Source organism: Rhodococcus rhodnii NBRC 100604 (assembly GCF_001894925.1).
GTDB lineage: Bacteria > Actinomycetota > Actinomycetes > Mycobacteriales > Mycobacteriaceae > Rhodococcus_F > Rhodococcus_F rhodnii.
The window spans coordinates 251339-277892 of record NZ_BCXD01000001.1 but is presented as its reverse complement, the minus strand read 5'-3'; the positions used below and the strand labels follow the sequence as shown (position 1 = coordinate 277892).

The following is a 26554-nucleotide window of genomic DNA, read 5'->3' as shown; positions in this document are numbered from 1 at the left end:
ATCATCTTCCGGTCTCGGTGACCGGGAAATCGGACATGAGCGGCACTGCCCGGCTCCTACCTTTCGCGTACTCGTCCAGCCGAAGGAGCACCCGTGAGACGACCCAGATGGACACCCGCGATCGTGCTGAGCGCCGCACTCGTGCTCGCGGGCTGCACGGCCGAACGCGGTCCGATGCCCGGCGGTTACGCGATGGGCGGCGCCGAACCCGCGGCAGCGACGAGCGACGAGAGCTTCGGGACGCTCGCGTCGCCCTGCGGCCCCGGAGACGCGAGCGGCGCCACCGATCAGGGGGTCTCGGACACCGAGATCCGCATCGGGTACGGCGACGATCGCGGCTACACCAAGAGCCCCGGCCTCAATCGCGAGATGAGCGACGCGATGAGCGCGATGATCGACTGGTGCAACGCGCAGGGCGGCATCGGCGGCCGGCAGATCGTCGGCACCGACTACGACGCCGCGATGACACAGGCCAACTCCGTCATGCAGGACGCGTGCGCGACGCAGTTCATGATGGTCGGGCACGGCTTCGCCCTCGACCAGACGTCCGAACAGACGCGCATCGCCTGCAATCTCGCAGCGGTCCCCGGCTTCACCGTCTCGCCCGAAGCGGCGAACGGCCCCATGACGTTCCAGGGCGTTCCGTTCCCCGTCGACGTCGCGAACGGTTCGATGTGGTTCCAGATGGCCGAGGTCCACCCCGAACTGACCGACCGCTTCACGCTCGTCGGGTCCACGATGCCGACGATCATCTCGTCGCTGCAGAAGATCCGGTCCGTCGCGGAGGCAGCGGGTTTCGATCTCCTCGACTGCGGCGTCACGCTCAACTACGAGGGTGAGGCCAGTTACGTCCCGTTCGCACAGATGGTGAAGGACTGCGGCGCGGGCGGGCTGTGGACGTCGCGGTCGGCGACGCCGAACGAACTCAACTTCTTCAAGGCCGTCACCGAGGCCGGGGTCGATCCCGTCCTCTTCGGTGAGGCGACCTGGTACGGCGAGGCCGTCGCCGAGTACAACGCGGGCACCGGACTGATCGACGGGCTGATGGCCGGCATGCAGTTCCAGCCGCTCGAGAATGCCGATTCCGTTCCGGCCGTGGCGAAGTACGTCGAGCTCGTCGAGGGGCGGGACGGCAAGACGGCACTGCTCGGCATGCAGGCGACGTCCTCGTTCCTGTTGTGGGCCACCGCCGCCGACGCGTGCGGCTCGGACCTGACCCGCCAGTGCATGATCGACGAGCTGTCGTCGATCCACGAGTGGGACGGCGGCGGCCTGCACGCCGTGACCGATCCGGGTGCGAACCTCCCGTCACCGTGCGGGCTCATGGTGCAGTTGGACGGTGCGGACTACTCGCAGGCGTACCCGTCCGACTCCGCGCAATTCGAGTGCGACGAACGCTATCTCGTGCGCACCGACGCCTCGACGTGGGGCACCGAACTCGGTGAGGACCGCGTCGCGACGAAGTTCCTCGGTCCGGCCGTCCTGACACCGAGGGCGTGAGCATGGACACCTTTCTCACCTTCACGTTCATCGGGCTCGTCCTCGGCTCGGTCTACGCGATCTCGGCGTCGGGCCTCGTCGTCACCTACAACACGTCGGGGATCTTCAACTTCGCGCACGGCGCGCAGGCGATGCTCGGGGCGTTCGCGTTCTGGCAGCTCGCCTACGGCTGGCAGTTGCCCGTCGTGCTGTCGGCACTGCTCGTGATCGGTGTGCTCGGCCCGTTCATGGGCTGGGTGCTGCACTCGGTGATCATGCGGGGGCTGCGCGACACCGCGGAGGTCACGCGCATCGTCGTGACGGTCGCGGTGCTGCTCGGGATGCTCTCGCTCTCGCACTGGTTCTGGAATCCCGAACGCGCCCGTTCGGTGCCGATGTTCTTCGACGGCGCCGCGATCTCGGTCGGTGGAATCACGTTGCGCTGGCACGAGATCACGTGCCTGATCGCCGCCGCGGCGATCGCCGTCGGGCTGCGGGTGCTGTTCGTGCGCACCCGCACCGGCGTCGCGATGCGCGGGCTCGTCGACGACCAGTCGCTGCTCACGCTGTGCGGTCACGACCCGAACCGGCTCGCGGCGCTGTCGTGGATGCTGGGCTCGACGCTCGCGGTGCTCGCGGGCATCCTCGTGACGCCGATCAGCGGCGGCACGCTCGAGGCGAATCTGCTGACGCTGCTGGTCATCGACGCGTTCGCGGCCGCGATGTTCGGCAGGTTGCGAAGCATTCCCCGGACGTTCGTCGGTGCGATGATCCTCGGTCTCGCAGGTGCATACGTCCTCGCGTACATGCCGACGGACTGGACGTGGACCGGCAACCTCCGGGTGTCGCTGCCGATGATCGCGCTCTTCGTGGTCCTCATCGTGCTGCCGCAGGATCGTCTGCGCGGCGCGGTGTCCCGCACCCGCGAGCGCTATCACGTTCCGACGGTGCGGTCGGCGGTCGCGTGGGGAGGCGTCCTCGTCGTCGCGGTCCTGGCGATCCGGTTGCTCATGGTGGAGTCGGCGATCACGACGCTCACGATCGGTATGGCCTTCGCCGTCATCGCGCTCTCGCTCACGCTGCTCACCGGATAGGCGGGTGAACTCAACCTCGCGCCCGTCTCGTTCGGTGCCATCGCGTCGATCGTCGCGTTCCACTTCGGCATCGTCGGGACCGGACTCGACGCGCGGCTCACGGTGTGGGGTCTCGTCGTCGCGGTCGTCGTGACGGGGCTGATCGGCGGTCTCGTCGCGCTCCCGGCGCTGCGGCTGCGCGGGCTGTATCTCGCTCTCGCGACGATGGCCTTCGGTGTGTTCTTCAGCAACATGGTGCTGCGCGACACGACCGAGCACGAGCTGTTCGGGGTCCGGTTCTCGTTCTTCACGCAGGGCTCGCTCGCCGTGCCGCCGCTCCGGATCGGGGCGATCGACCTGCGTGATCCGACGACCTTCCTGCTCGTCGTGACGCTCGTGTTCGCGGCGCTGTCGGTCGCGCTGGTGTCGTTGCGCCGCAGTGGATACGGACGCCGGCTCGTCGCGATGAAGGACAGTCCCGCGGCCGCCGCGATGCTGGGCCAGAATCTCGTGTGGCTCAAGCTCTCGGTGTTCACGATCTCCGCCGCGATCGCCGGCCTCGGTGGCGTCTTCATGTCCATCGCGATGGGCGCGGTCTCGATCGAGAGTTTCTCGATCATGGTGAGCCTGTCGCTCGTGATGCTCACGGTCGTCGCGGGGATCGGCTACGTGAGCGGCGCGCTGTTCGGCGGCCTCATGTCCGGCGTCGGATTCGTCGTCATCATGGCGTCGTTCGGCAATCTCGCCCGCACCCAGCCCGAACTCGAGGGGCTGTGGACGACACTCGGTCACATCGCCGCGATCAGTCCCGCGCTCATCGGTATCGGCGTGGGCCGCAATCCGTCCGGGATCGTCCACGACGTCGTCGAGGGCTACCGCGATCTGCGGGCCACTCCCGCCGTCCTGTTCGGCGGTGCGGGTGTCGTCGCCGCGGCCTACGTCGCCGCACTCACGGGCATTCTCGGCAACTGGTGGTTCGCGACGATCGCCGTCGTCACCGTGTTCGCACTCCCGGTCGTCGGCCGCATGGTGACGGGCGGGCACGACGGCGTTCCGGACGGCGAGCACGACGACTGGTCGCGCGACGTGCCGAGCCCCGAGGACCTCGACCGCATGCTGGGTATCGACGCGCAGCCGAGTGGACGCAATCGCAGTGCGAACGAAGGGGCTTCCGTTGTCTCATGATCTGCAGTCCGGGGAAATACTGCTCGACACCCGAGGCGTAACGGTGCGGTTCGGCGGGCACGTCGCGCTCGACGACGTCTCGATCAGCGTGCGTGCCGGGACGGTCACCGGCCTGATCGGGCCGAACGGCGCGGGCAAGACGACGCTGTTCGATACCGTCACCGGAGCGGGCAGGCCCGCCGCGGGCACCGTGCACCTCGCGGGGCACGACATCACGCGTCTCGCCCCGCATCGCCGGGCGCGGCTCGGGATGGCCCGCACGTTCCAGCGGCTCGAACTGTTCGTGTCGCTCACGGTGCGCCAGAACCTGCTCGTCGCCGCGGACATCGCGGGCCGCCGCTCGGGCCGGCGGATCCCGAGCGTCGACGAGATGCTCGAGCTCACCGGCCTCGCCGACATCGCGGACGACGACGTCGCCGACGTCCCGACGGGACGCGCCCGGATCGTGGAGGTCGCCCGCGCTCTCATGAGCGGGCCGCGCGTGCTGTTGCTCGACGAGCCCGCGTCGGGCCAGACCGAGGAGGAGACGGCACGGTTCGCCGATCTGCTCCGCCAACTCGCGGCCGGCGGCCTCGCGATCTGCCTCGTCGAACACGACCTGCCGCTCGTCATGGGCCTGTGCAGCACCGTGCACGTCCTCGACTACGGCAAGGTCATCGCGAGCGGCCCGCCCGAGCAGGTGGGCGCCGATCCCGCCGTGATCGCGGCGTACATCGGCACCGATCACACCCCGGGTACTGCCGCGACGGACGGCGACGTACCCGACACCGCCAGGGAGGCAGGATGACTCGGCCACTGCTCGAACTCGTCGGCGTGCGAGCCGGATACGGCCCGGTCGAGGTGCTCCACGGAGTCGACCTCACGCTGTACGGCGGCGAGGTCCTGGCGCTCATGGGCCCCAACGGCGCCGGCAAGACGACCCTGCTGAAGGTGTGCAGCGGTCAGCTCCCCGCGACGGCGGGGGAGGTGCGGATCGCGGGCAACGCCGTGACGGGAGCCGATCCCGCAGCGTTGGCGAGGCTGGGCCTGTGCACGATCCCCGAGGGGCGCGGGATCTTCCCGAATCTCACGGTGCGCGAGAATCTCTGGCTCGCGACCGCATCCGGGTGCACGCTCGCGCACATCGAAGCCGTTGCCTACGAGCGTTTCCCGGTGCTCGGCAGCAGGCGGGGCCAGCTCGCGGGAACGCTGTCGGGTGGCGAACAGCAGATGCTCGCCCTCTCCCGCGCGCTCGCGACCGACCCGGCGATCCTGCTGCTCGACGAGCTCTCGATGGGCCTCGCGCCGCGCGTCGTCGGCGAGATGTACGAGGTCGTCGCGGCACTCGCGCAGTCGGGGGTCACCGTGCTCGTCGCGGAACAGTTCGCGCGTGCGGTCCTGCCCATCGCCGACCGCGCGGCGCTGGTGCAGCAGGGCCGCGTCGTCGACGTGCGTCCCGCGAGCGAGGTCGAGACCGACCTCTCCGCCAGCTATCAGCTCACCACCGAGGGAGGATCCCGATGAGCTCGACCGAGACGACCGGTACCACCACCACTGCCACCGCCGGCGGCGGACCCGCCACCGGCGACACACACACGGACGCCGGGACCGCCGACTCGGGACGGCGCGGCCGGTTCGAGGCCGACGTCGCGTCGAGCGTGGGTGCGCCGGCGCCGCGGCGGGCTCGCGGCGGCGCGCGGATCACGGGCGTGATCGCGATGATCGTCGGGACGGTCGCGACGTTCGTCGTCTACGTCGCGTCGCTCACGCTCGCCGATCCGCGCGACCTCGCGTCCTATCAGATGCTCGCACTGGGATTCGTGGCACTCATCGTCGTCGGCGCCGCGATGTTCGTCGCCGCGACGACGACCGAGGCGATCCGGCTGTGGTCGTTGCGCAGGCTGGTCGAGAGCCGCGCGCAGGGCGACCGGCTCGCAGCGGCGCTCGGCGAGCGCGACGCCGCGAGCGACGGTCAGGGCGTGGGTCGCTGATCGCGGCGGATCGGATGGTCCTCGGGGACCTCGACGAGCACGATCGGAATGCCGTCGGGGTCCTCGATCCACATCTCGTGCAGCCCCCACGGCTCCTGCTGGGCGCCGCGCACGATGGGCACCCCCGTGAGAACGAGTTCGGTCTGCGCCGCGGTGAGATCGCGCACCTGGAGCCACAGCGCGCCGTCGAACGACCCGCGCTCGCCCTGGGGGCTGCCGCCGTGCGCGGCGACCTCGATCAGCCCCTGCCCCGCGAAGAAGACGGTGCCGCCGGGATACTCGCGCGAGATCGCGAGCCCGAGGATGTCCCGGTAGAACGCGAGGGTGCGCTCGTAGTCGGCGGGACGCAGGATCGTGCGGCTGCCGAGAATCTCCACGTTCTCACCTTCCGTCGGGGTGGGCCGGTCGCTCGTTCCTCAGAAGTACCAGGGATGTCCGGACCAGTCCGGCGAACGCTTCTCGAGGAACGAGTCGCGTCCCTCGACGGCCTCGTCGGTCATGTACGCCAGCCGCGTCGCCTCGCCCGCGAACAACTGCTGCCCGACGAGGCCGTCGTCGGCGAGGTTGAACGCGTACTTGAGCATGCGCTGCGCCTGCGGCGACTTGCCCAGGATCTTCTCGCCCCACGCGATGCCCTCGTTCTCGAGGTCGGCGTGATCGACGACCTTGTTCACCGCGCCCATGTGGTGCATCTGCTCGGCGGTGTAGGTCTCGCCGAGGAAGAAGATCTCGCGCGCGAACTTCTGTCCCACCATCTTCGCGAGGTATGCGCTGCCGTAACCGCCGTCGAAGCTTCCGACGTCGGCGTCGGTCTGCTTGAAGCGCGCGTGTTCGCGGCTCGCGAGCGTGAGGTCGCACACGACGTGCAGGCTGTGCCCGCCGCCCGCGGCCCAGCCGTTCACGAGGGCGATGACGACCTTCGGCATGAAGCGGATCAGCCGCTGTACCTCGAGGATGTGCAGGCGGCCGGCGCGCGCCTTGTCGACGGTGTCGGCGGTCTCGCCGAGTTCACCCGACCCGCTGTCGCGTTCGGTGTAGCGGTAGCCGCTGCGGCCGCGGATCCGCTGATCGCCGCCCGAGCAGAACGCCCACCCGCCGTCCTTGGGGCTCGGGCCGTTGCCCGTGAGCAGGACGGCGCCCACGTCGGAACTCGTGCGTGCGTGATCGAGCGCGCGATAGAGCTCGTCGACGGTGTGCGGCCGAAAGGCGTTGCGTACCTCGGGCCGATCGAACGCGACCCGCACGATTCCGGAGTGGAGATGGCGGTGGTACGTGATGTCGGAGAGGTTCTCGAAACCGGGGACGGGGCGCCAGAGCTGCGGATCGAAGGTCACACCTGGAGACAATAGGCGGCGTGCGCGGCCGCGTACACGGTCGCCGCGGCTCGTGCCGCTACCGTGCAGGTATGACCCGCATGCCGCTGCCCGCGCTGGACGACGTGCTCGCAGCGGCGACAGTCGTGTCGCTGCCGATGCGGGTGAGATTTCGTGGCATCACGACGCGCGAGGCGGTGCTGCTGCGCGGGCCCGCGGGCTGGGGCGAGTTCGCGCCGTTCGTGGAGTACGACGACGAGGAGGCCGCGGCATGGCTGCGCGCCGGCCTCGAGGCGGCGTGGCTCGGGCCACCCCCCGCGGTCCGCGACGGCGTCGAGGTCAACGCGACCGTCCCCGCGGTCGATCCCGGTGAGGTGGACGCCGTCCTGGCGCGGTTCCCCGGTGCCCGCACCGCGAAGGTCAAGGTTGCCGAGCCCGGCGGCACGCTCGACGCCGACGTCGCGCGGGTCGAGGCGGTGCGCGCCCGCGTCGAGAAGGTGCGTATCGACGCGAACGGCGGCTGGAGCGTCGACGAGGCGGTGGAGGCCCTGCGTGCGCTCACCCGCACGGGCACTCTCGAATACGCCGAACAGCCGTGCGCGAGCGTCGCCGAACTCGCCGAGGTGCGCAGGCGCGTCCCGGACACCCCGATCGCGGCGGACGAGAGCATCCGCAAGGCCGCCGATCCGATGCGCGTCGTGCGTGCGGGCGCCGCCGACGTGGCCGTGCTCAAGGTCGCTCCGCTCGGCGGGATGCGCGCCCTCGTCGCGCTCGCGGAGGAACTCGCCGAGCACGGCGTGCCGGTGGTCGTGTCGAGTGCACTCGACACCGCGGTCGGCATGTCGGCGGGAGTCGCAGCGGCGTGCGCACTTCCGTCGTTGCCGTACGCGTGCGGACTCGGGACCGGGGGACTGTTCGACGACGACGTCGCGACGCTCACTCCGGACGAGTCGGGCATCGTCCACTCTGGTACGGTCGTGCCGGATCCGGCGCGTCTGGCGTCCGCGGCGGTGACGGAGCCGTCGCCGCGCGAGCGGTGGTGGCGCGACCGCCTCCGCCGCACTCACTCGGTGCTCGCGGAGCGCGAGGGCGGAGCGAGTGTGTAATCTCCGGCGGGTCACGATCGTACAGAAACCCCCAACGGAGGCCGTGAAAGTGGTTGCACCGCTGAAAGAATCGATGCTCGACGAGTCTAAGTCCGAGCAGGTCGTCGCCGACGTCCACGCCGTGATCGACGCCGAGGTCGGCGACAAGTCCGGCGCCTCGGGACTCGCGCTCAAGGGTGGCTACGCTGCGGTGAAGAAGGTCGGGCCGTCGATCGTGCCCGACGCGATCGAGGGTCTGCTGCCCGAGTTCGTCGAGAAGCTCGAACCGTACTGGCAGGAGTTCGCCGCGAGCGGTGGCGCGTCGTTCGCCGACTACCTCGTCGCGAACCAGGAGGCCGTCTCGGATTCGCTGCTCGGCGTGACCGACTCGCGCATCGAGGGCACCGATCGCGCGGCCGTCAAGAAGGTCTACTCGTCGCTGCGCGGCTCGGCGAAGAAGCACGTCGCCGAAGCACTTCCGCGGGTCGGCGCGCTCGTGCAGAAGTACGCCGGCTGACACTCCGGCCGACAGACCACTCGGGCGGGACCGCACTGCGGTCCCGCCCGAGTCGTGTCTGCCGTCCCGCCGCGATCAGCCCTGTGCCTTGCCTTCCCGCCAGAACCCTGTGAACGAGATGTCGGTCTTCGCGAAGCCACGGTCGCCGACGAGATGGCGGCGCACCCCCGTCGCCATCCCGCTCTCGCCCGCGACGAACGTGTAGGCCCGGCCGCTCGGCAGGTCCGCCGCCTCGACGGCGCGCTGCACGGCAGCGCCCACCGGCTCGCCGCCGCTGCGTACCGTCCACGTCACCGGAACGTTCGGCAGCTCCCGGAGATCGCGGCGGTCGTCGTCGTGCGGGATCTCCACGAACGCTCGCCCGACGGCGTCACCCGGTAGCGAGCGCAGGATGCCCTCGATCGCGGGCAGTGCGCTCTCGTCGCCCACGAGCAGGTGCCACTGCGTTCCCTCGACGGGATTGAAGACGAGTCCCTCGTCGAGCAGCGCGATCTCGTCGCCGACCGCGGCAGAGCGCGCCCAGCTCGACGCGGGGCCGATGTCGCCGTGATCGGCGAAGTCGATCTCGATCTCGGGGTCGCTGCCGAAGTGTCCGGTACCCGCGGTTCTGAGCTCGCGGATCGTGTAGTTGCGCACGTGCGGCCGGGTCGCCTTGCCCATGAGCTTGTACTGCGCGTACCAGAGATTGCTCGTTGCGGTCGGCAGCTCGAGCCGGTCCTGCCCCTCGGCCGGGAAGAACATCCGGAACCACTGGTCGTAGCCCAGCGGTGCGATCGTCGCCAGCTCGGGACCGGCGACCGTGACGCGGACGAAGTGCGGGCCGATGCGGTCGTTCGCCACGACGCGGGCGCGGGAGATCTGCCGGGACTGCGGTTTGACGTACTTGCTGCGGGCCATCGGGCTCTCTTCTCGACTGTCGGCGAACCATCGTCGTAGGCAACCCTAACCTCACTGCGGGTCGCTCGGGCGTGCCCCGCCGGGGTCTGACACTCTGGAGCGGTGAATCCGTCCACCGCGCAGGCAACAGTGGTCGTCGACGAACTCGCGCGAGGCGGGGTCACCGACGTCGTACTGTGCCCCGGTTCGCGCAACGCGCCGCTGTCGTTCGCGCTCGAGGCCGCCGACCGCGCGGGCAGGCTCCGGATCCACATGCGGATCGACGAACGCACCGCCGGCTTCCTCGCACTGGGCCTCGCGCTCGCGAGCGGGCGCCCCGTCCCCGTCGTCATGACGTCGGGGACAGCCGTCGCCAACCTCGGTCCCGCCGTCCTCGAAGCGAACTACGCGCGGATTCCGCTCGTCGTCGTCAGCGCCAACCGCCCCTACGAGATGCTGGGGACCGGGGCGAACCAGACCGTCGAGCAACTCGGGCTGTTCGGCAGCCAGGTGCGCGCGACGATCGGGCTCGGCCTCGCCGAGGAACCGCGCACCACCGCAGAGGCACCGGGCGAACCCGCGGGCGCGGACGAACAGAACAGCCGGTGGCGCTCGGCGGTGTGCCGCGTCCTCGCGGCCGCACGCGGAACGCGTTCCGGCAACGCCGGACCCGTCCACTTCGACATCCCGCTGCGCGAACCCCTCGTCCCCGACACCGTCGCCCACGGGCCGCTCCCGCAGGGCCGCCCCGGCGGCGGGCCGTGGACGACCACGACGCTCGCGACCCTCGACGTCCCCGTCGAGATCGACCTGACGCGCGACACCGTCGTCGTGTCGGGACACGGCTCGGCGCCGCGTCCCGAACTCGCAGGACTGCCGACCGTCGCCGAACCCACCGCACCGCTGCACGGCACGAGCCTGCATCCGCTCGCGCTCGCCCAGCTGACGCCGCGGCAGGCGATCGTTACCGGGCGGCCGACCCTTCACCGGCAGGTGTCCGCGTTGCTCGCCGACCCGCGCGTCGACGTCTACGCCCTCACGACCGGACCGCGCTGGCCCGACGTCTCCGGCAACGTGCGCGCGACCGGCACCCGCGCCGTGACGACGGGCGAGCCGTCGCGGCACTGGCTCGACCGCTGCGCCGCCGTCTCGGGCCGGGCGGACGACGCGGTGCGGGGGAGCCTCGCGGCCCATGCGGCACCGACCGGCCTGCACGTCGCCGCGATCGTCCACGACGTCCTCGGCAGCGGCGACCAGCTCGTCCTCGGCGCCTCCAATCCCGTCCGCGACGCCGCGCTCGTCGGCTACCCGAAGCCGGGCGTGCGTGTGCTGTCCAATCGCGGCGTCGCGGGCATCGACGGAACCGTGTCCACGGCGGTGGGCGCAGCACTCGCGTACCCCGGTGGGCGGACCGTCGCGCTGCTCGGCGACCTCACCTTCCTGCACGACGCGTCGGGTCTGCTCATCGGCTCGGGCGAGCCGCGGCCGCGCGATCTCACGATCGTCGTCGCCAACGACGACGGCGGCGGCATCTTCGAACTGCTCGAACAGGGCGATCCGCAATACTCCGGCGTCTTCGACCGGATCTTCGGGACGCCGCACGGCATGGACCTCGCCGCGCTGTGCGCCGCGTACCGGATCTCCCACCGCGCGGTCGTCACGAGCGAGCTCGCCGCAGCGCTCGACGAGCCTGCCGACGGCATCCGCGTGCTCGAGGTGAAGACCGATCGCACGAGCCTGCGCGAGCTGCACGCCGCGGTACGGGCGGCACTGTGAACCGGGCCGTGCTGTACCGCCGGATCAGGATCACGACGGCCACGGTCGCCGCCGGCATCTCGGTTCTCGCCGTGCTGCTCGTGATCGGCGCGTGGCGCAACGACCGCACCATCCAGTCGGACATGGGCGTCGCGACCGCCGAGGTCCTCTCGGCAGGATCGCTGCGCTCGGCCGTCAGCTTCGTGACCCCCGACGGGGTCACCCACAATCCCGAGCTCGGCGTCCTCTATCCGACGCGCCTCACGACGGGCCAGCGCATCGAGGTCGAGTACGCGCGCTCCGAACCCGACCTCGTCCGCGTCGCCGGCCGCGACGCCTCGGTCGCGATCGTTCCGGTCGCGTCGGTCATCGCGGGGACGTGGCTCGTCGCCGCACCCGTGCTGTGGTACTTCGGCCGGCGCGGTGATCGAAACCGCGGTGATCGAAACGATGTCACCCGTTCGCCGCGCGGACGGACTGCCGACACCCCCACGTAGTTCGCGGCGGCAACACTGCGGGTGTGCGTGTAGCGATCGTCACCGAATCGTTCCTGCCGCTGATCAACGGCGTCACCCACTCCGTGGAACGCGTGCTCGAGCATCTGACCGGGCGCGGCCACGAGTGCATGGTCGTCGCCCCCGGCGCCGCGGGAGAGCACCACGGCGTCCCCGTCGTGGGCATGCCCCTCGTCCGCATGCCCGCCCGCGGCCGCTTTCCGGTCGGTGTACCGACCGCCGCGGGATTCGACGAGGTTCGCGCCTTCGAGCCCGATGTCGTGCACGTCGCATCGCCGTTCGTGCTCGGGGCCGGGGGGCTCGCGTGGGCGAACCGGCTCGATGTTCCCGCGGTCGCCGTGTATCAGACCGACGTTGCGGGATTCGCGGGTGCGTACGGACTCTCACCGGCACGCCGCGCGGCGTGGTGGTGGACCCGTCGCATCCACGAGCGCGCACACCGTACTCTCGCTCCGTCCACGGCCGCGATGGCCTCGCTCGCGGAGCACAACGTCGAGCGGGTGCACCTGTGGCCGCGCGGCGTCGACGCCGAACGCTTCGCCCCGTGGCGCCGTGACGCCGCGCTGCACGCGCAGTGGTCGGCCTCGCGCTCGCCCGACGACGGCGGCCGGCTCGTCGTCGGCTACGTGGGCAGGCTCGCGCCCGAGAAGCACGTCGAACGGCTCGCCCCGCTCGCACACGACCCGCGCGTGCGGCTCGTCGTCGTCGGTGACGGGCCGCAGCGCGAACGGCTCCGCAGGCTCCTCCCGACAGCGGTGTTCACGGGCGAGCTGCGCGGCGCGGCCCTCGCGGCGGCCTTCGCGAGCCTCGACGTCTTCGTCCACACCGGCGAACACGAGACGTTCTGCCAGAGCGTGCAGGAAGCGCTCGCGAGCGGGCTCCCCGTCATCGCGCCCGACGCCGGCGGACCGCGCGATCTCGTCGCGTCCGGGCGCGCGGGGCTGCTGCTGGGCGTCGACGCGTTCGAGCACGAACTCCCCGCCGCCGTGGCGTCCTTCGCCGATCCCGCGGTGCGCAGCAGGTTCGCGGCCGCGGCCCGCGCGTCCGTGCGCCGCCGCTCGTGGCCGCTCGTGGGCGACGCGCTGCTCGCGCACTATCGCGCCGTCGTCGCGGGCGACGTCGTGAGCGCGGTCCATCCGCCGGCCGATCCGCCGTCGGCACTCGCGGCGTGAGGTGTGCCCGGGCCGTCGCCGCGCCGCGTTGGTAGCGTCACCCGCGTGGAACCGACAGCCGACGGCACGGCCGGGCGCGCGACGCTCGAGAAGAAGCCCCGCGAGGTCGCGTCGATGTTCGACGGCGTCGCGGCACGCTACGACATCACCAACACCGTCCTGTCGTTCGGGCAGGATCGCGGCTGGCGCAGGGCGACCCGCGCCGCCCTCGGTGCGCGCCCGGGGGAGAAGGTCCTCGATCTCGCCGCCGGAACCGGTGTCTCGACGGTCGAGCTGTCCCGGTCGGGCGCGTGGTGCGTCGCGACGGACTTCTCGCTCGGCATGCTCAGCGCCGGCCGCGCGCGGCGCGTCCCGATGGTCGCGGGCGACGCGATGCACCTGCCGTTCGCGGACGCGTCCTTCGACGCCGCGACCATCTCGTTCGGGTTGCGCAACGTCGCCGACACCGATGCGGCGCTCCGCGAGATCGCGCGCGTCGTCGTGCCGGGTGGCCGGCTCGTCGTGTGCGAGTTCTCGACTCCCGTTATCCGGCCGCTGCGCACCGTCTACATGGAGTACCTCATGAAGGCGCTCCCGCGCGTCGCCGAGGCCGTGAGCAGCAATCCGGACGCATACGTCTATCTCGCGGAGTCGATCCGCGAATGGCCCGACCAGGCGAGCCTCGCGCGGCGGATCCGCGACGCCGGATGGGGCGACGTCGAGTGGCGCAACCTCACCGGCGGGATCGTGGCGCTGCACCGCGCCGTCCGCGCGGGCTGACCAGCCCCGTACGACACGGGATCAGGAGAACGGCGGCCGCCGGTCGGCGCGCTGCGACGCCCGGCCCGCGGTGCGCCACAGCCGCGCGATCGCGTCGGTGTCGTCGTCGGCGACGAGATTGCCCATCATGCGCACGGCCGCACCCATCGCGGCGCGCGACGCCATCGCGGTGGGACCGGCGGCCCGCAGCAGCGCAGGACGGGTCGCGAGCCCCGCGACGCGGCGCGCGATCGAGAACGCCCGGCCGTAGCGCGCGCGCAGGATCGCGGGCCACACCGACGTGAGATCCGGCTCGTCCAGTACGTCCGCCAGCAGCCGCCCGCCCTCGAGGCCGTAGTCGATGCCCTCGCCGTTGAGCGGATTGACGCACCCGGCAGCATCGCCGACGAGTGCCCAGTTCGCTCCCGCGACACCGGACACGGCGCCGCCCATCGGCAGCAGCGCCGAGGCGACGCCGTGCGGCGCGGCGTCGAAACCCCACTCGTCGCGGCGCGCGTTCACGTACGTGTCGAGCAGCGGGCGCAGCGCGCCGGGGGCGGGACGCTTCGCCGTCGCGAGGCTGCCCACGCCGATGTTCACCAGTCCGCCGCCGAGCGGGAAGATCCAGCCGTATCCGGCGGTGAGCGCGCCGTCGCGGCCACGCAGCTCGAGATGCGAGGTGATCCACGGATCCTCCGACCGCGGCGTCGCGACGTACGCCCGCACCGCGACGCCGTACACCGTGTCGCGATGCCACGTCCGGCCCAGCACGCGCCCGAGCGGCGAACGGACACCGTCCGCGACGACGACCCGCCGCGCCGCGACGCGCACCGGCCCGCGGACCGTCTCGAACAGCACAGCGACGATCCGGTCGCCCGCGCGCTCGACGTCGACGGCGCGCGCGGCGTCGAGTGGGGTGGCGCCGGAGTCGAGCGCGGCGCGGCGCAGCCTGTCGTCGAGTTCGGTGCGCGCGACGGCGCTGCCGATCGCGGGGAACGAGCCGCCCGGCCAGTCGAGTGCGTGATCGTGCCCGAACCCGATCAGCCGTAGTCCCCGGCTCGTCGTGTGGGTGCGTACCCAGTCGCCGAGGCCGAGCCGGTCGAGTTCGGCGACAGCACGCGGTGTCAGCCCGTCGCCGCACGTCTTGTCGCGGGGGAACTGCTGCGCGTCGGCGATCAGGACGTCCCGTCCCGCCCGCGCGGCCCATGCCGCGGCGGACGCGCCCGCAGGACCTGCGCCCACGACGAGAACGTCGGTCGACATCTCGACGGGCACGTCGGCAGACGTCTTCCCACGCGAATCCGGCACGCGGTCATCTTGTCATTCGGCGCCGAGTGGGGCCGATCACGCCGGGGCGGCCGCGGGCGGCGCGTCCCCGCCACCGGCAACGAGCGCCAACACAGTAAGTTGCCTAGCGTGGCAACCGAGCCGAACACGGCGACATCGCTGGTGACGACAGGATGGGGTATCGAGAACGTGAGCGTGCACTCGTGAGCACCGACACGGCAGCGGGCGGCGAGGACACCGTCGTCGCGGGTGTCGATCTGCGCGATCCGGCGCTCGCGCGCAGCGTCCGCGACGGCATGGCCGACGTCGAGACCGCGCTCGTCGCCGAACTCTCGCAGGGGGAGGACTTCCTGACGGAGGCGGCGCTGCATCTCGCGAAGGCGGGCGGCAAACGCTTCCGTCCGCTGTTCACGCTGCTGACCGCCCAGCTCGGACCGCAGCCCACCGCCGAGGCCGTGAGGACGTCGGCGGTCGTCGTCGAACTCGTGCATCTCGCGACGCTGTACCACGACGACGTCATGGACGAGGCTGCGATGCGGCGCGGTGCCACGAGCGTCAACGCGCGGTGGAGCAACAGTGTGGCGATCCTCGCGGGCGACTATCTCTTCGCCCACGCGTCACGGCTCACCTCGACCCTCGGACCCGACGCGGTCCGGGTGATCGCCGAGACGTTCGCCGAACTCGTCACGGGCCAGATGCGCGAGACGGTCGGCGTCACGGGTGATCGCGACGAGGTCGATCACTATCTGCGCGTCGTGTGGGAGAAGACCGGATCGCTCATCGCGACGGCGGGGCGCTTCGGCGGCACGTTCTCGGGAGCGAGCGACGAGCAGATCGAATCGCTCGTGCGCCTCGGCGACGCCGTGGGGACGGCCTTCCAGATCGCGGACGACATCATCGACATCTCGTCGGTCGCCGAGCAGTCCGGCAAGACGCCGGGGACCGACCTGCGCGAGGGTGTCCACACCCTTCCGGTGCTGTACGCGCTGCGCGGCAGCGGCCCCGAGGCCGACCGCCTGCGCGCGCTGCTCGACGGGCCGGTCACGGACGACGACGTGCTCGCCGAAGCGCTCGCACTGCTCGGGGCGTCGACGGGGATGGTCGAGGCGAAGCAGACGCTCGCCGAGTACGCACGGCGTGCCCACGCCGAGCTCGAGGTGCTGCCCGCCGGCCCCGCGAACGACGCGCTCGCCCGCCTCGTCGACTACACGATCGCGCGCGTCGGCTGAGCGGCTCCGCAGGGCGACGCCGACCCGCGGCATGACCGTTTCGACCGGTTTCGGGAACTCGGTCGGGGGCTCCGGACGTTGACATCGAGAGCCGGTGATTCGGAAGAGGTGTGGCTGTGAACGGTTTCTCCAACGGGATGAAGACCTTCGGATTGCTCGTCGGGATGTCGGCGCTGATCGTCTTCATCGGATCGCTGTTCCAGAACAGCACGATCCTGATCGTGTCGGTACTGCTCGCCGTCGGGATGAACGGTTACGTGTACTTCAACAGCGACAAGCTCGCGCTGAAGTCGATGCACGCCCAGCCCGTGACCGAGGTGCAGGCGCCGGAGATGTACCGGATCGTGCGCGAACTCGCGACGACGGCGCACCAGCCGATGCCGCGGCTCTACATCAGCCCGACGCAGGCGCCCAACGCGTTCGCGACCGGACGCAATCCGCGCAACGCCGCGGTGTGCTGCACCACGGGCATCCTGTCGCTGCTGAACGAACGTGAGCTGCGTGCCGTCCTCGGTCACGAACTCAGTCACGTCTACAACCGCGACATCCTCATCTCGTCGATCGCGGGTGCGATGGCCGCCGTGATCTCCGGTCTGGCCAACTTCGCGATGTTCGCGAACATGTTCGGCGGGCGCGGTGGCGGTCAGGGAGCGAACCCGATCGCGCTGCTGCTCGTGTCGCTCCTGGGGCCGATCGCGGCGACCGTCGTCAAGCTCGCGGTCTCGCGGTCTCGTGAGTACCAGGCCGATCAGTCGGGTGCCGAGCTGACGGGCGACCCGCTCGGGCTCGCCTCGGCGCTCCGCAAGATCGAGGCGGGGGCGCAGGCCGCGCCCCTGCCGCCCGACCCCAAGATCGAGGCGCAGTCGCACGCGATGATCGCGAACCCGTTCCGTGCGGGTGAGCGCGCCGCGAAGCTGTTCTCGACGCATCCGCCGATGAAGGAGCGCATCGAGCGCCTCGAACGCATGGCATGGGGCGGCGACCGCTAGTCCGCCGCCCCTGCCGCGTCAGCGGTAGTTGACGAACTGCAGCGCGATCCCGAAGTCCTCGCCTTTGAGCAGCGCGATGACAGCCTGCAGATCGTCACGCTTCTTGCTCGTGACGCGGAGCTCGTCGCCCTGGATCTGCGGCTTGACGCCCTTGGGGCCTTCGTCGCGGATCTTCTTCGAGATCTTCTTGGCGTTCTCGCTCGAGATGCCCTGGACGAGCGAGCCGGTGAGCTTGTAGGTCTTGCCGGACTGCGCGGGCTCGCCGGCGTCGAACGCCTTGAGCGAGATGTCGCGGCGGATCAGCTTCTCCTTGAAGACGTCGAGGGCCGCCAGGAGCCGCTCCTCGGTCTCCGCGGTGAGCGTGATCGCCTCGTCGCCCGACCAGTCGATCGAGGCACCCGTACCGCGGAAGTCGTAACGGGTCGACAGTTCCTTCGCGGCCTGGTGCAGAGCGTTGTCGACCTCCTGTCGGTCCACCTTGCTCACCACATCGAAGGACGAATCAGCCACTGGTCACCACTCCCGGGGTCGTCGAAACTGCATGAAGGTCGAGATCGCACGAACGTCGCCGGCGCCCTCGTGGTGCCGGCGACGTCGACGCTATCGGGTCGTCACGTGCCGTATCCACCCGGTTTGCGTTTCGGGGGGCGGTTCGTTGTATTCTCGATCCCGCACCGAGGGCGAGCGATCGCACTCCTCGAATGCGCACGGCAGGTTGCCCGAGCGGCCAATGGGAGCGGACTGTAAATCCGTCGGCTTACGCCTACGTAGGTTCGAATCCTACACCTGCCACCACCGAAGGCCCGGCACGATCTCTCGTGCCGGGCCTTCGGCGTGACGAGCGTCGTCGACTGACCGAACTGCCGTGACCAGGCAATTTGGAACTGCGACGGAACACTGTGTAATCTCGTCAAGGCTTCGGAGCGCAGTGATGCGCGCACGAAGCACGCCCCCTTAGCTCAGTCGGCAGAGCGTTTCCATGGTAAGGAAAAGGTCGACGGTTCGATTCCGTCAGGGGGCTCGCTGGACCTGAGGTGCCACATCTCTTCGGAGATGTATTTGTCTCTTCGGGCGCCTGAACGCTCTTCGGGCGCCTGAACGTGATCGGGACGCGATGCGAGTCTCGCCCCGTGAGCGAGGCGGTGTAGCTCAGTTGGTTAGAGCACACGACTCATAATCGTGAGGTCACCGGTTCGAGCCCGGTCACCGCTACACAGCAAGAACCGAATCACCTGAACACCCCGTCCCGGCGTCGAAGCCGGACGGAACCACCGAAAGGCATCCCGTGGCCTCCTCGACCGACGTTCGGCCCAAGATCACCTTGGCATGCGAGGTGTGCAAGCACCGCAACTACATCACCAAGAAGAATCGGCGCAACGACCCCGATCGCTTGGAGATCAAGAAGTTCTGCCCGAACTGCGGTACCCACCGCGCGCACCGCGAGTCCAAGTAAGAGCTCGCGAGAGAAGTTCGAGGCCGAGCCGGGCGACACGCCCGCCACGGACGCTGCCGCGATGCGCCGGAACCCTCGGTTCCGGCGCATCGCGCGTCCAGGGGTTCGTGGCGAGCGATACGCCCGGCGACACCGATGTGGAGGTAGCCGGTGAATCCCTTGCAGTCCGCGCTCGATCCGTCCGACACCGCCGAGGTCGTCGGCACCGAGCTCGAGCAGCGTTCGACCGAGGTCCCCGCCGATCCCGCCGCCCACGCGGCGTCGATGGTCGGCCATCACTACCGCGTCGAGGACTTCTACGAGGTCGGGCGTGAGAAGGTGCGCGAGTACGCACGAGCGGTGCTCGACGCGCACCCTGCGCATCACGACGAGGACGCCGCGAAGGGCCTCGGCTACGACGGCATGCTCGCGCCGCTCACCTTCATCTCGCTGGTCGGGATCATCGCGCAGCGCAGGCTGTTCGACGAGGTCGTGACGGGATACGACCTCAGCCAGATCATGCAGACCGATCAGCGGCTCGAGTTCCACAAGCCGATCCAGGTGGGCGACCGCCTCGTCTGCGACGTCCACCTCGAGTCGTTCCGGCAGGCCGCGGGCAGCGACATCATCGTCACCAAGAACATCGTCACCGACCAGAACGGCGAGCTGGTCCAGACGACGTGGACGACGCTGGTCGCACGCAGTGGCGGTGAGGTGGACGAGAACATCGCCCATGCTGTGAAGGATGTGATGATGCATGTCGCGTCGTGATTTCTCCGGTGTCGCCGCGGGCGACGAGCTTCCTCCGCGGACGGTCACGCTGACCCGCGGCAACCTCGTGAACTACGCGGGCGTCTCGGGCGATCCGAACCCGATCCACTGGAGCGACGAGGTCGCCAAGCTCGCCGGGCTTCCCGACGTCGTCGCGCACGGCATGCTCACGATGGGTCTCGGTGCCGGCTTCGTGACGTCGTGGCTCGGCGATCCGGGTGCCGTACGCGAGTACAACGTGCGCTTCACGAGCCCGGTGTTCGTGCCGGCCGACAGCGCCGCCGAGGTCGAGTTCACGGGCAAGGTCAAGTCGGTCGACGCCGACAGCAGGACCGCGGTCGTCGCGATCGTCGCGAAGTCCGCGGGCAAGAAGGTCTTCGGCCGCGCGACGGCCACGGTCCAGCTGGCCTGACCAGCCGGATTGGGTTCTTCCTCCGCGCATGAAGTACACTCGGATTTCTGGGATCGCATCCAGGTCGCGCGCTACCGTCCGGTGGCGCGCGTGTCATGTGGTCGCAGAGTGGTCGACGACGCCCCCGCTCGCGGGTGCCGGATCGGCCGAAGGGGCGTAGCTCAACTGGCAGAGCAGCGGTCTCCAAAACCGCAGGTTGCAGGTTCAAGTCCTGTCGCCCCTGCATCGACGAACGCCGGCGATCGAGAGGAACGATGTGAGCGAGGATCGCGCGAAGCGCGACGGCGACGCCACCGACGAGGGCGGCGCATCGGACGCCACCTCGTCCGGCCGCTCCTCGAACGACACCGGCGCCGTCCCGTCCGGCAAGCGCCGCGGACGCTCGGCTCGGTCGAGTGAAAGCGACCGGAACCCCGTGCGTGGCACAGTGGACAGTGCGTCGACGTCCCGCGGGGGCGTCCGGACCGCCGACGGCAAGGCTGGCCGGGGCAACATCTTCAAGCGCCTGCGTCGGTTCATCCGCGAGGTGATCGCCGAGCTGCGGAAGGTCATCTGGCCGAACCGCAAGCAGATGATCACCTACACGACCGTCGTCCTGGTGTTCATGGCGTTCATGGTGACGTTCATCGGACTGCTCGACACGGCCGTCGTCCAGGGCGTGGACTGGCTGTTCGGATGACGCATCGGCCGCGCGGCGGCCGAGTGAACGGAGAAGACGAGAGGAAGCGAGTGCCGCAGTGAGCACCCCCGAGAACGACACGAACGAGACCGTGGTCGACCCGGCCACCGGCGAGCGTGTCGCTGCCGACGCGGCAGTCGACGTCGAGGCTGCACCTGAGAGCACCGACATCTCCACCGACGTCGCGGTCGAGGAGACCGCCGTCGAAGAGAACACCGCAGACGAGAACACCGCCGAGCAGGCTCCCGACGCCGAAGACGCCGAGGACGAGGTCGACCCCGTCGCCGAGTTCAAGGCAGCACAGCGCCGCGCTCCCGGCAACTGGTACGTCATCCACTCGTACGCCGGTTACGAGAACAAGGTGAAGGCCAACCTCGAGACTCGCGTCCAGAACCTCGACGTCGGCGACTACATCTTCCAGGTCGAGGTTCCCACCGAGTCGGTCACCGAGATCAAGAACGGCCAGCGCAAGCAGGTCAATCGCAAGGTGCTGCCGGGCTACATCCTCGTGCGGATGGAACTCAACGACGAGTCGTGGGGCGCGGTCCGCAACACCCCCGGTGTCACCGGATTCGTCGGCGCCACGTCGCGCCCGTCGCCGCTGTCGATCGACGAGGTCATCAAGTTCCTGCTCCCGCAGCAGGACGAGAAGAAGCCCGCTGCCGCGGCGTCCTCGGGCGAGGCCGCTTCGCAGGGTGGCGGCGCTGCCGCGAAGCCCGTCGTCGAGGTCGACTTCGAGGTCGGCGAATCGGTCACCGTCATGGACGGCCCGTTCGCGACGCTCCCCGCGAGCATCAGCGAGGTCAACGCGGAGCAGCAGAAGCTCAAGGTCCTGGTGTCGATCTTCGGACGCGAGACACCGGTCGAACTGGGCTTCAACCAGGTCGCCAAGATCTGACGTTCGCTCCGGCCGGGCGTGCACGCACTCCCACCCGAAACTTGCACTGCAGTACGCAAGAAACCCAACCAGCACGAAATCAGGAACCGAGATGCCCCCCAAGAAGAAGATCGCAGGGCTGATCAAGCTCCAGATCCAGGCCGGCCAGGCCAACCCTGCACCGCCCGTCGGCCCCGCACTGGGCCAGCACGGCGTCAACATCATGGAGTTCTGCAAGGCGTACAACGCCGCGACCGAGTCGCAGCGTGGCAACGTCGTGCCCGTCGAGATCACGGTCTACGAAGACCGCTCGTTCGATTTCAAGCTCAAGACCCCTCCCGCCGCCAAGCTGCTGCTCAAGGCCGCCGGCGTGCAGAAGGGCTCGGGCGAGCCGCACAAGACCAAGGTCGCGACCGTGACCATGGATCAGGTGCGCGAGATCGCGAAGACCAAGCAGGAAGATCTCAACGCGAACGACATCGAGCAGGCCGCGAAGATCATCGCCGGCACCGCTCGCTCGATGGGTATCACCGTCGAGGCCTGAGGTACGAAGGTCTCCCTGTAGCGAGGCCTGAGGTACGAAGGTCTCCCTGTAGCGAGGCCTGAGGCACGAAGGCCTGAGCAGAACCCAGCAATACTGTTTTTCCGTGGGAGGGCTGGCCAGGCCCTGATCACCACGACCGACCGGGACGCCGAACATGCGGCGTCCGAGTGAGGACACACCATGGCACAGCGCAGCAAGGCGTACCGCGCCGCCGCTGAGAAGGTCGATCCGGACGCGCTCTACAGCCCGCTTCAGGCGGCGAAGCTCGCCAAGGAGACCGGTTCGACGAAGATGGACGCGACCGTCGAGGTCGCCATCCGTCTCGGCGTCGACCCCCGTAAGGCGGACCAGATGGTCCGCGGCACCGTCAACCTGCCGCACGGCACGGGCAAGACCGCTCGCGTCGTCGTCTTCGCCGTCGGCGAGAAGGCAGCCGAGGCCGAGGCCGCAGGCGCGGACGCCGTCGGGTCCGAGGACCTGATCGAGCGTATCCAGGGCGGCTGGACCGACTTCGACGCCGCGATCGCGACGCCGGACCAAATGGCGAAGGTCGGCCGCATCGCCCGCGTGCTCGGCCCGCGTGGTCTGATGCCGAACCCGAAGACCGGCACCGTGACGGCGGACGTCACGAAGGCCGTCAACGACATCAAGGGCGGCAAGATCAACTTCCGCGTCGACAAGCAGGCCAACCTTCACTTCGTGATCGGCAAGGCCTCGTTCGACACCGAGAAGCTGGTGGAGAACTACGGCGCGGCTCTCGACGAGATCCTGCGTGCGAAGCCGTCGTCGGCCAAGGGTCGTTACGTCAAGAAGGTGACGGTCTCGACCACCACCGGACCGGGCATCCCGGTGGACCCGAGCCGCACCCGCAATCTCCTGGAGACCGACGCCTGAGTCGCCTTCTCGGCGACAGGTGACGATCTCTTCCACGTCTCCGACGTACTGCAGTGCAGACGGCCCGGCACGGACTCCGTGCCGGGCCGTCGCGCATCTGCGGGTGTGCTGCCGCGCTTCCGCCGACGATGCCGCCGGGGGGCGATTTGGCGCATGCGCTGCCGGTCTGTAGACTTGCTCGCGGTATGCGGTGCGTGCACCGCAGCTCAACCGAAATTGTGTTCTACCAGAGACCGTTGGTCTTCGCCGTTCCCCGCGAACGGCGAATGAAGGTCCGGATTCGTCCGGCGGCCCACGCAGGAGAACGAGGTCGAGAAGCCCGAGGCCCGGTCCGCCGGTGCCGCAGGATTTCTCGTGTGGAGATGCCTCCCTACGCCCCGTGCCCCTGCGCCGGGGCGTTCGTCGTTTCCGGGTCCCGGCGGACTCGCCGTAGGACGACGACTGTCACGAGAGGAGGCGAAGTATGGCAAAGCCTGAGAAGGTTTCCGCGGTCGCGGAGATCGCCGAGCAGTTCAAGGGTTCGACTGCCGCTGTGATCACGGAGTACCGCGGTCTCTCGGTGGGCAGCCTGACGACCCTGCGACGCGCACTCGGCGAGGGTGCTACCTACTCCGTCGCCAAGAACGCCCTGGTCAAGCGTGCGGCGGCGGAAGCCGGCGTCGAAGGCCTCGACGACCTGTTCGTCGGTCCGACCGCCATCACGTTCATCAAGGGCGAGCCGGTCGACGCAGCGAAGGCGCTCAAGAACTTCGCTAAGGAGAACAAGGCTCTCGTCATCAAGGGCGGGTACATGGACGGCGCTGCGCTGTCCGTGGACCAGGTCAACCGGATCGCGGACCTCGAGTCCCGCGAGGTGCTGTTGGCCAAGCTCGCCGGCGCGATGAAGGGCAACTTGGCAAAGGCCGCAGGCCTGTTCAACGCTCCCGCTTCGCAGGTGGCACGCCTTGCCGCCGCGCTGCAGGAGAAGAAGGCCGCCGAAGGCGGAGCCACCGAGGCTCCCGCCGAGGCTGCCGACAGCTGATCCGCATCGGATAGCTCGACAACAACCGAAACACACCTGTGTGTCGCGGATCGGCGACGCAGGACTTACAGGAAGGACGCCATCATGGCGAAGCTCAGCACCGAGGAACTGCTCGACCAGTTCAAGGAGCTCACCCTCCTCGAGCTCTCGGAGTTCGTGAAGGCATTCGAGGAGACCTTCGAGGTCACCGCTGCTGCTCCGGTCGCGGTCGCCGCTGCCGACGCCCCGGCTGCGGGCGGCGACGCTCCGGCCGAGTCGGAGCAGGACGAGTTCGACGTCATCCTCGAGGGTGCCGGCGACAAGAAGATCCAGGTCATCAAGGTCGTCCGTGAGGTCGTCTCGGGCCTGGGCCTGAAGGAGGCGAAGGACCTCGTCGAGGGCGCTCCGAAGCCGATCCTCGAGAAGGTCGCAAAGGACGCCGCGGACGCCGCCAAGGAGAAGCTCGAGGCTGCCGGCGCGAAGGTCACCGTCAAGTAGGACGTGCCTCGCGCGCGGCTCTGTTGCCGCGCCGGCCAACACGAAGGCCGCCTCCCCGATACGTCGGGGAGGCGGCCTTCGCCGTTTCCGGGTCGGGTTCGTCCGGATGGCGAATCCTTCGTTGCGGCAAGAACATTCGGTACGGAATGTTGTGGCGGACCGGGGAGGCGGATCGGTATGCCCGTGTTGCTTCATTTCCTTACTCATGAGTAGGATGCGTGTCGTGGTTAACAATCCGGTGCGGTAAGGTGACGCAACCCACAAGAGTCAGGGCGCAGGCGCCAGCATCGGTCGTGGAGGGTGGAAATGGGTGTCGAGGTCGCAGTCGAGGATTTGACCAAGTCCTTCGGCACACAGAAGATCTGGCAGGACGTCACGATGACCCTCCCGAAAGGTGAGGTCAGCGCGCTGCTCGGACCTTCCGGTACGGGCAAGTCCGTCTTCCTGAAGTCGCTCATCGGCCTGTTGCGGCCGGAGCGAGGCAGGATCGTCATCGACGGCACGGACATCCTGCAGTGCTCCTCGAAGGAGCTCTACGAGATCCGCAAGCTCTTCGGCGTCTTGTTCCAGGACGGCGCGCTCTTCGGTTCGATGAACCTCTACGACAACGTTGCGTTTCCGTTGCGGGAGCACACGAAGAAGAGCGAATCCGACATCCGCAAGATCGTGATGGAGAAGCTCGAGATCACCGGCCTCGTCGGTGCCGAGGACAAGCTTCCCGGCGAGATCTCCGGTGGTATGCGCAAACGCGCCGGCCTCGCGCGGGCTCTCGTGCTCGATCCGCAGATCATCCTCGTCGACGAGCCCGACTCCGGCCTGGACCCGGTCCGCACCACGTACATCAGCCAGACCCTCATCGACATCAACGCCGAGATCGACGCGACGATCCTCATCGTCTCGCACAACATCAACCTCGCGCGCACGGTCCCCGACAACATCGGGATGCTCTTCCGCCGTCACCTGGTGATGTTCGGTCCGCGCGAGGTCCTGCTCACGAGCGAGGAGCCCGTCGTCAAGCAGTTCCTCAACGGAACGATGATCGGCCCGATCGGCATGTCCGAGGAGAAGGACGAGGCCACGATGGCCGCCGAGAAGGCGATGGTCGAGGAGGGCCACCATCCCGGCGGCGTCGAGGACGTCGAAGGCATCGTCCCGCAGATGGAGGCCACGCCCGGTACTCCCGAACGCAAGGCCGTCGGCCGGCGCCGCGAGCGCGTCCGCGAGATCCTGCACACGCTGCCCGAGAAGGCGCAGGCGGCAATTCGCGACTCGCTGGACGACGAAGCCGATCAGTACGCGGATCACTCCTACGATGAGTACGCGAGCGCAGACGACAATTCGGACACGATCGAGTACGCGACCGCGCAGCAGAACCGAAACTACGCAGGAGCAGACGACGACACACAGGTGATACCGGTGGTACGGGGGTCCGGGTATCAGAACGACGAGCGAGGGTAGGCAGGCCACATGGGGGACACCCGCGTCGCGGTTCTCAAACCGATCAACGGTGCACTGACACAAGCGGGCAATATCGTCGAACTGTTCGTCGACGTCGTCCGGAACACTTTTCGCCGGCCGTTCCAGTTCCGGGAGTTCATCGAGCAGGCGTGGTTCATCGCAAGCGTGACGATCCTCCCGACGGCGATGGTCGCCATTCCGTTCGGTGCCATCGTGTCGCTGCAGACCGGATCGCTGATCCGCCAGCTCGGCGCCGAGAATTTCACCGGTGCCGCCAGCGTGCTCGCCGTCATCCAGCAGGGCAGCCCGCTCGTGACGGCGTTGCTCATCGCCGGCGCGGCCGGCTCCGCCGTCACGGCCGACCTCGGCTCGCGCACGATTCGTGAAGAGATCGACGCGATGGAAGTGCTGGGTATCAACCCCATCCAGCGGCTCGTCGTGCCCCGAGTTCTCGCGATGGTGCTCGTCGCGCTCCTGCTCAACGGCCTCGTCGCCGTCGTCGGCATCGCGGGCGGCTACTTCTTCAACGTCGTCCTGCAGGGCGGCAATCCCGGTGCCTACCTGCAGTCGTTCTCGGCGTTCGCACAGCTGCCGGACATCTGGATCGGCGAGATCAAGGCCGCGGTCTTCGGTGTCATCGCGGGCGTCGTCGCCTCGTACAAGGGCCTGCATCCGAAGGGCGGACCGAAGGGCGTCGGCGACGCCGTGAACCAGTCGGTCGTGATCACCTTCCTGCTGCTGTTCTTCGCAAACCTCATACTCACGATGGTCTACCTGCAGATCGTCCCGGCGAAGGGGTCGTGACG

28 protein-coding genes, 4 tRNA genes and 1 pseudogene are annotated in these 26554 nt (G+C 69.2%); 28 read left to right on the top strand and 5 right to left on the bottom strand.

The annotated features are described in order from the left end of the window. Window positions 1-174 precede the first annotated feature (174 nt). The 5 genes and pseudogenes from RR1_RS01245 (at window position 175) to RR1_RS01225 (ending at window position 5707) form a co-directional block, all read left to right on the top strand. Window positions 175-1500, top strand: a complete 1326-nt coding sequence (locus RR1_RS01245; protein ID WP_081634114.1) for an ABC transporter substrate-binding protein — start codon at window positions 175-177, stop codon at window positions 1498-1500. 2 nt (window positions 1501-1502) lie between these two features. Continuing rightward, window positions 1503-3737: pseudogene (locus RR1_RS01240) on the top strand (ABC transporter permease). A gap of 1 nt (window position 3738) precedes the next feature. Continuing rightward, window positions 3739-4524: an ABC transporter ATP-binding protein gene (locus RR1_RS01235; protein WP_371836769.1), complete on the top strand. Its 786-nt coding sequence runs from the start codon at window positions 3739-3741 to the stop codon at window positions 4522-4524. Further along, a complete protein-coding gene (locus RR1_RS01230; RefSeq protein ID WP_010837470.1) occupies window positions 4521-5240 on the top strand; it encodes an ABC transporter ATP-binding protein in 720 nt (239 codons plus the stop codon). The genes RR1_RS01235 and RR1_RS01230 overlap by 4 nt, the downstream gene beginning before the upstream one ends. Beyond that, on the top strand, window positions 5237-5707 hold the full coding sequence (locus RR1_RS01225; RefSeq protein ID WP_010837469.1) for a hypothetical protein: 471 nt from the start codon (window positions 5237-5239) through the stop codon (window positions 5705-5707). Before RR1_RS01230 ends, RR1_RS01225 begins: the two co-directional genes overlap by 4 nt. On the opposite strand, the gene RR1_RS01220 is transcribed toward RR1_RS01225, so the two are convergent. Further along, window positions 5689-6084 carry a VOC family protein gene (locus RR1_RS01220; RefSeq protein WP_010837468.1) on the bottom strand — a complete coding sequence of 132 codons (396 nt, stop codon included), beginning with the start codon at window positions 6082-6084 and terminating at the stop codon, window positions 5689-5691. The genes RR1_RS01225 and RR1_RS01220 overlap by 19 nt on opposite strands. Before the next feature lie 39 nt (window positions 6085-6123). Further along, window positions 6124-7041 carry a 1,4-dihydroxy-2-naphthoyl-CoA synthase gene (locus RR1_RS01215; protein WP_072713593.1) on the bottom strand — a complete coding sequence of 306 codons (918 nt, stop codon included), beginning with the start codon at window positions 7039-7041 and terminating at the stop codon, window positions 6124-6126. Between the two features lie 71 nt (window positions 7042-7112). Here RR1_RS01215 and RR1_RS01210 point away from each other — a divergent pair, with 71 nt between their 5' ends. Together RR1_RS01210 and RR1_RS01205 are read left to right on the top strand one after the other, a co-directional pair. Then, on the top strand, window positions 7113-8126 hold the full coding sequence (locus tag RR1_RS01210; RefSeq protein ID WP_010838184.1) for an o-succinylbenzoate synthase: 1014 nt from the start codon (window positions 7113-7115) through the stop codon (window positions 8124-8126). A gap of 49 nt (window positions 8127-8175) precedes the next feature. Beyond that, window positions 8176-8622, top strand: a complete 447-nt coding sequence (locus tag RR1_RS01205) for a DUF6918 family protein (protein ID WP_040773159.1) — start codon at window positions 8176-8178, stop codon at window positions 8620-8622. Between the two features lie 75 nt (window positions 8623-8697). On the opposite strand, the gene RR1_RS01200 is transcribed toward RR1_RS01205, so the two are convergent. Next, a complete protein-coding gene (locus tag RR1_RS01200) occupies window positions 8698-9519 on the bottom strand; it encodes a siderophore-interacting protein (RefSeq protein ID WP_010838186.1) in 822 nt (273 codons plus the stop codon). A 102-nt stretch (window positions 9520-9621) separates the two neighbouring features. On the opposite strand from RR1_RS01200, the gene menD reads away from it, so the two are divergent. From menD to RR1_RS01180, 4 genes are read left to right on the top strand one after another with little or no spacing between them, the layout of a single operon-like run. Continuing rightward, complete coding sequence (gene menD, locus RR1_RS01195) at window positions 9622-11274, top strand: 2-succinyl-5-enolpyruvyl-6-hydroxy-3-cyclohexene-1-carboxylic-acid synthase (protein WP_010838187.1); 1653 nt, start codon at window positions 9622-9624, stop codon at window positions 11272-11274. Then, window positions 11271-11750 (top strand): DUF3592 domain-containing protein, encoded by a 480-nt coding sequence (locus tag RR1_RS01190; RefSeq protein ID WP_010838188.1) that lies wholly within the window; start codon window positions 11271-11273, stop codon window positions 11748-11750. Before menD ends, RR1_RS01190 begins: the two co-directional genes overlap by 4 nt. A 23-nt stretch (window positions 11751-11773) precedes the next feature. Then, window positions 11774-12940 carry a glycosyltransferase family 4 protein gene (locus tag RR1_RS01185; protein ID WP_010838189.1) on the top strand — a complete coding sequence of 389 codons (1167 nt, stop codon included), beginning with the start codon at window positions 11774-11776 and terminating at the stop codon, window positions 12938-12940. Window positions 12941-12985: 45 nt separating this feature from the next. Further along, window positions 12986-13699, top strand: a complete 714-nt coding sequence (locus RR1_RS01180; protein ID WP_010838190.1) for a demethylmenaquinone methyltransferase — start codon at window positions 12986-12988, stop codon at window positions 13697-13699. A 21-nt stretch (window positions 13700-13720) separates the two neighbouring features. Here the strand turns inward: RR1_RS01180 and RR1_RS01175 are convergent, their stop codons facing one another. Then, window positions 13721-14941: a geranylgeranyl reductase family protein gene (locus tag RR1_RS01175; protein WP_051111155.1), complete on the bottom strand. Its 1221-nt coding sequence runs from the start codon at window positions 14939-14941 to the stop codon at window positions 13721-13723. Window positions 14942-15138: 197 nt separating this feature from the next. On the opposite strand from RR1_RS01175, the gene RR1_RS01170 reads away from it, so the two are divergent. Together RR1_RS01170 and htpX are read left to right on the top strand one after the other, a co-directional pair. Continuing rightward, window positions 15139-16194 carry a polyprenyl synthetase family protein gene (locus RR1_RS01170; protein WP_010838192.1) on the top strand — a complete coding sequence of 352 codons (1056 nt, stop codon included), beginning with the start codon at window positions 15139-15141 and terminating at the stop codon, window positions 16192-16194. Between the two features lie 116 nt (window positions 16195-16310). After that, the gene (htpX, locus tag RR1_RS01165; RefSeq protein ID WP_010838193.1) at window positions 16311-17183 is read left to right on the top strand and encodes a zinc metalloprotease HtpX; all 873 of its coding nucleotides are present in this window, start codon (window positions 16311-16313) and stop codon (window positions 17181-17183) included. An 18-nt stretch (window positions 17184-17201) separates the two neighbouring features. Here htpX and RR1_RS01160 read toward each other — a convergent pair whose 3' ends face one another. Next, on the bottom strand, window positions 17202-17693 hold the full coding sequence (locus RR1_RS01160; RefSeq protein WP_010838194.1) for a YajQ family cyclic di-GMP-binding protein: 492 nt from the start codon (window positions 17691-17693) through the stop codon (window positions 17202-17204). Between the two features lie 199 nt (window positions 17694-17892). On the opposite strand from RR1_RS01160, the gene RR1_RS01155 reads away from it, so the two are divergent. The 15 genes from RR1_RS01155 (at window position 17893) to RR1_RS01085 (ending at window position 26552) form a co-directional block, all read left to right on the top strand. Next, window positions 17893-17978 (top strand) — tRNA-Tyr (locus RR1_RS01155). 153 nt (window positions 17979-18131) lie between these two features. Then, window positions 18132-18204: transfer RNA gene (locus RR1_RS01150), tRNA-Thr, on the top strand. 117 nt (window positions 18205-18321) lie between these two features. Further along, window positions 18322-18395 (top strand) — tRNA-Met (locus tag RR1_RS01145). Window positions 18396-18468: 73 nt separating this feature from the next. Next, window positions 18469-18636, top strand: coding sequence for a 50S ribosomal protein L33 (gene rpmG, locus RR1_RS01140; protein ID WP_010838195.1), 168 nt, complete (start codon window positions 18469-18471; stop codon window positions 18634-18636). Window positions 18637-18900: 264 nt separating this feature from the next. Continuing rightward, complete coding sequence (hadA, locus tag RR1_RS22735; RefSeq protein ID WP_081634150.1) at window positions 18901-19386, top strand: (3R)-hydroxyacyl-ACP dehydratase subunit HadA; 486 nt, start codon at window positions 18901-18903, stop codon at window positions 19384-19386. Continuing rightward, window positions 19373-19798 carry a (3R)-hydroxyacyl-ACP dehydratase subunit HadB gene (gene hadB / locus RR1_RS22730; RefSeq protein WP_010838197.1) on the top strand — a complete coding sequence of 142 codons (426 nt, stop codon included), beginning with the start codon at window positions 19373-19375 and terminating at the stop codon, window positions 19796-19798. The genes hadA and hadB overlap by 14 nt, the downstream gene beginning before the upstream one ends. 150 nt (window positions 19799-19948) lie before the next feature. After that, window positions 19949-20021: transfer RNA gene (locus RR1_RS01125), tRNA-Trp, on the top strand. Between the two features lie 33 nt (window positions 20022-20054). Next, window positions 20055-20477 (top strand): preprotein translocase subunit SecE, encoded by a 423-nt coding sequence (gene secE, locus RR1_RS01120; protein WP_010838198.1) that lies wholly within the window; start codon window positions 20055-20057, stop codon window positions 20475-20477. A 58-nt stretch (window positions 20478-20535) separates the two neighbouring features. Next, window positions 20536-21375 carry a transcription termination/antitermination protein NusG gene (gene nusG / locus RR1_RS01115; RefSeq protein ID WP_010838199.1) on the top strand — a complete coding sequence of 280 codons (840 nt, stop codon included), beginning with the start codon at window positions 20536-20538 and terminating at the stop codon, window positions 21373-21375. Window positions 21376-21466: 91 nt separating this feature from the next. Then, entirely contained in the window at window positions 21467-21898 is a 432-nt protein-coding gene (gene rplK / locus RR1_RS01110) for a 50S ribosomal protein L11 (protein ID WP_010838200.1), read from the top strand. Window positions 21899-22078: 180 nt separating this feature from the next. Beyond that, complete coding sequence (rplA, locus tag RR1_RS01105) at window positions 22079-22792, top strand: 50S ribosomal protein L1 (RefSeq protein WP_010838201.1); 714 nt, start codon at window positions 22079-22081, stop codon at window positions 22790-22792. 463 nt (window positions 22793-23255) lie between these two features. Continuing rightward, window positions 23256-23813: a 50S ribosomal protein L10 gene (gene rplJ / locus RR1_RS01100; RefSeq protein WP_010838202.1), complete on the top strand. Its 558-nt coding sequence runs from the start codon at window positions 23256-23258 to the stop codon at window positions 23811-23813. 84 nt (window positions 23814-23897) lie between these two features. Then, window positions 23898-24290 carry a 50S ribosomal protein L7/L12 gene (rplL, locus tag RR1_RS01095; protein ID WP_010838203.1) on the top strand — a complete coding sequence of 131 codons (393 nt, stop codon included), beginning with the start codon at window positions 23898-23900 and terminating at the stop codon, window positions 24288-24290. A gap of 306 nt (window positions 24291-24596) precedes the next feature. Beyond that, on the top strand, window positions 24597-25748 hold the full coding sequence (locus tag RR1_RS01090) for an ABC transporter ATP-binding protein (RefSeq protein WP_040773164.1): 1152 nt from the start codon (window positions 24597-24599) through the stop codon (window positions 25746-25748). A 9-nt stretch (window positions 25749-25757) separates the two neighbouring features. Next, window positions 25758-26552, top strand: a complete 795-nt coding sequence (locus RR1_RS01085) for an MlaE family ABC transporter permease (RefSeq protein WP_010838205.1) — start codon at window positions 25758-25760, stop codon at window positions 26550-26552. The last annotated feature ends 2 nt before the right edge of the window (window positions 26553-26554 follow it).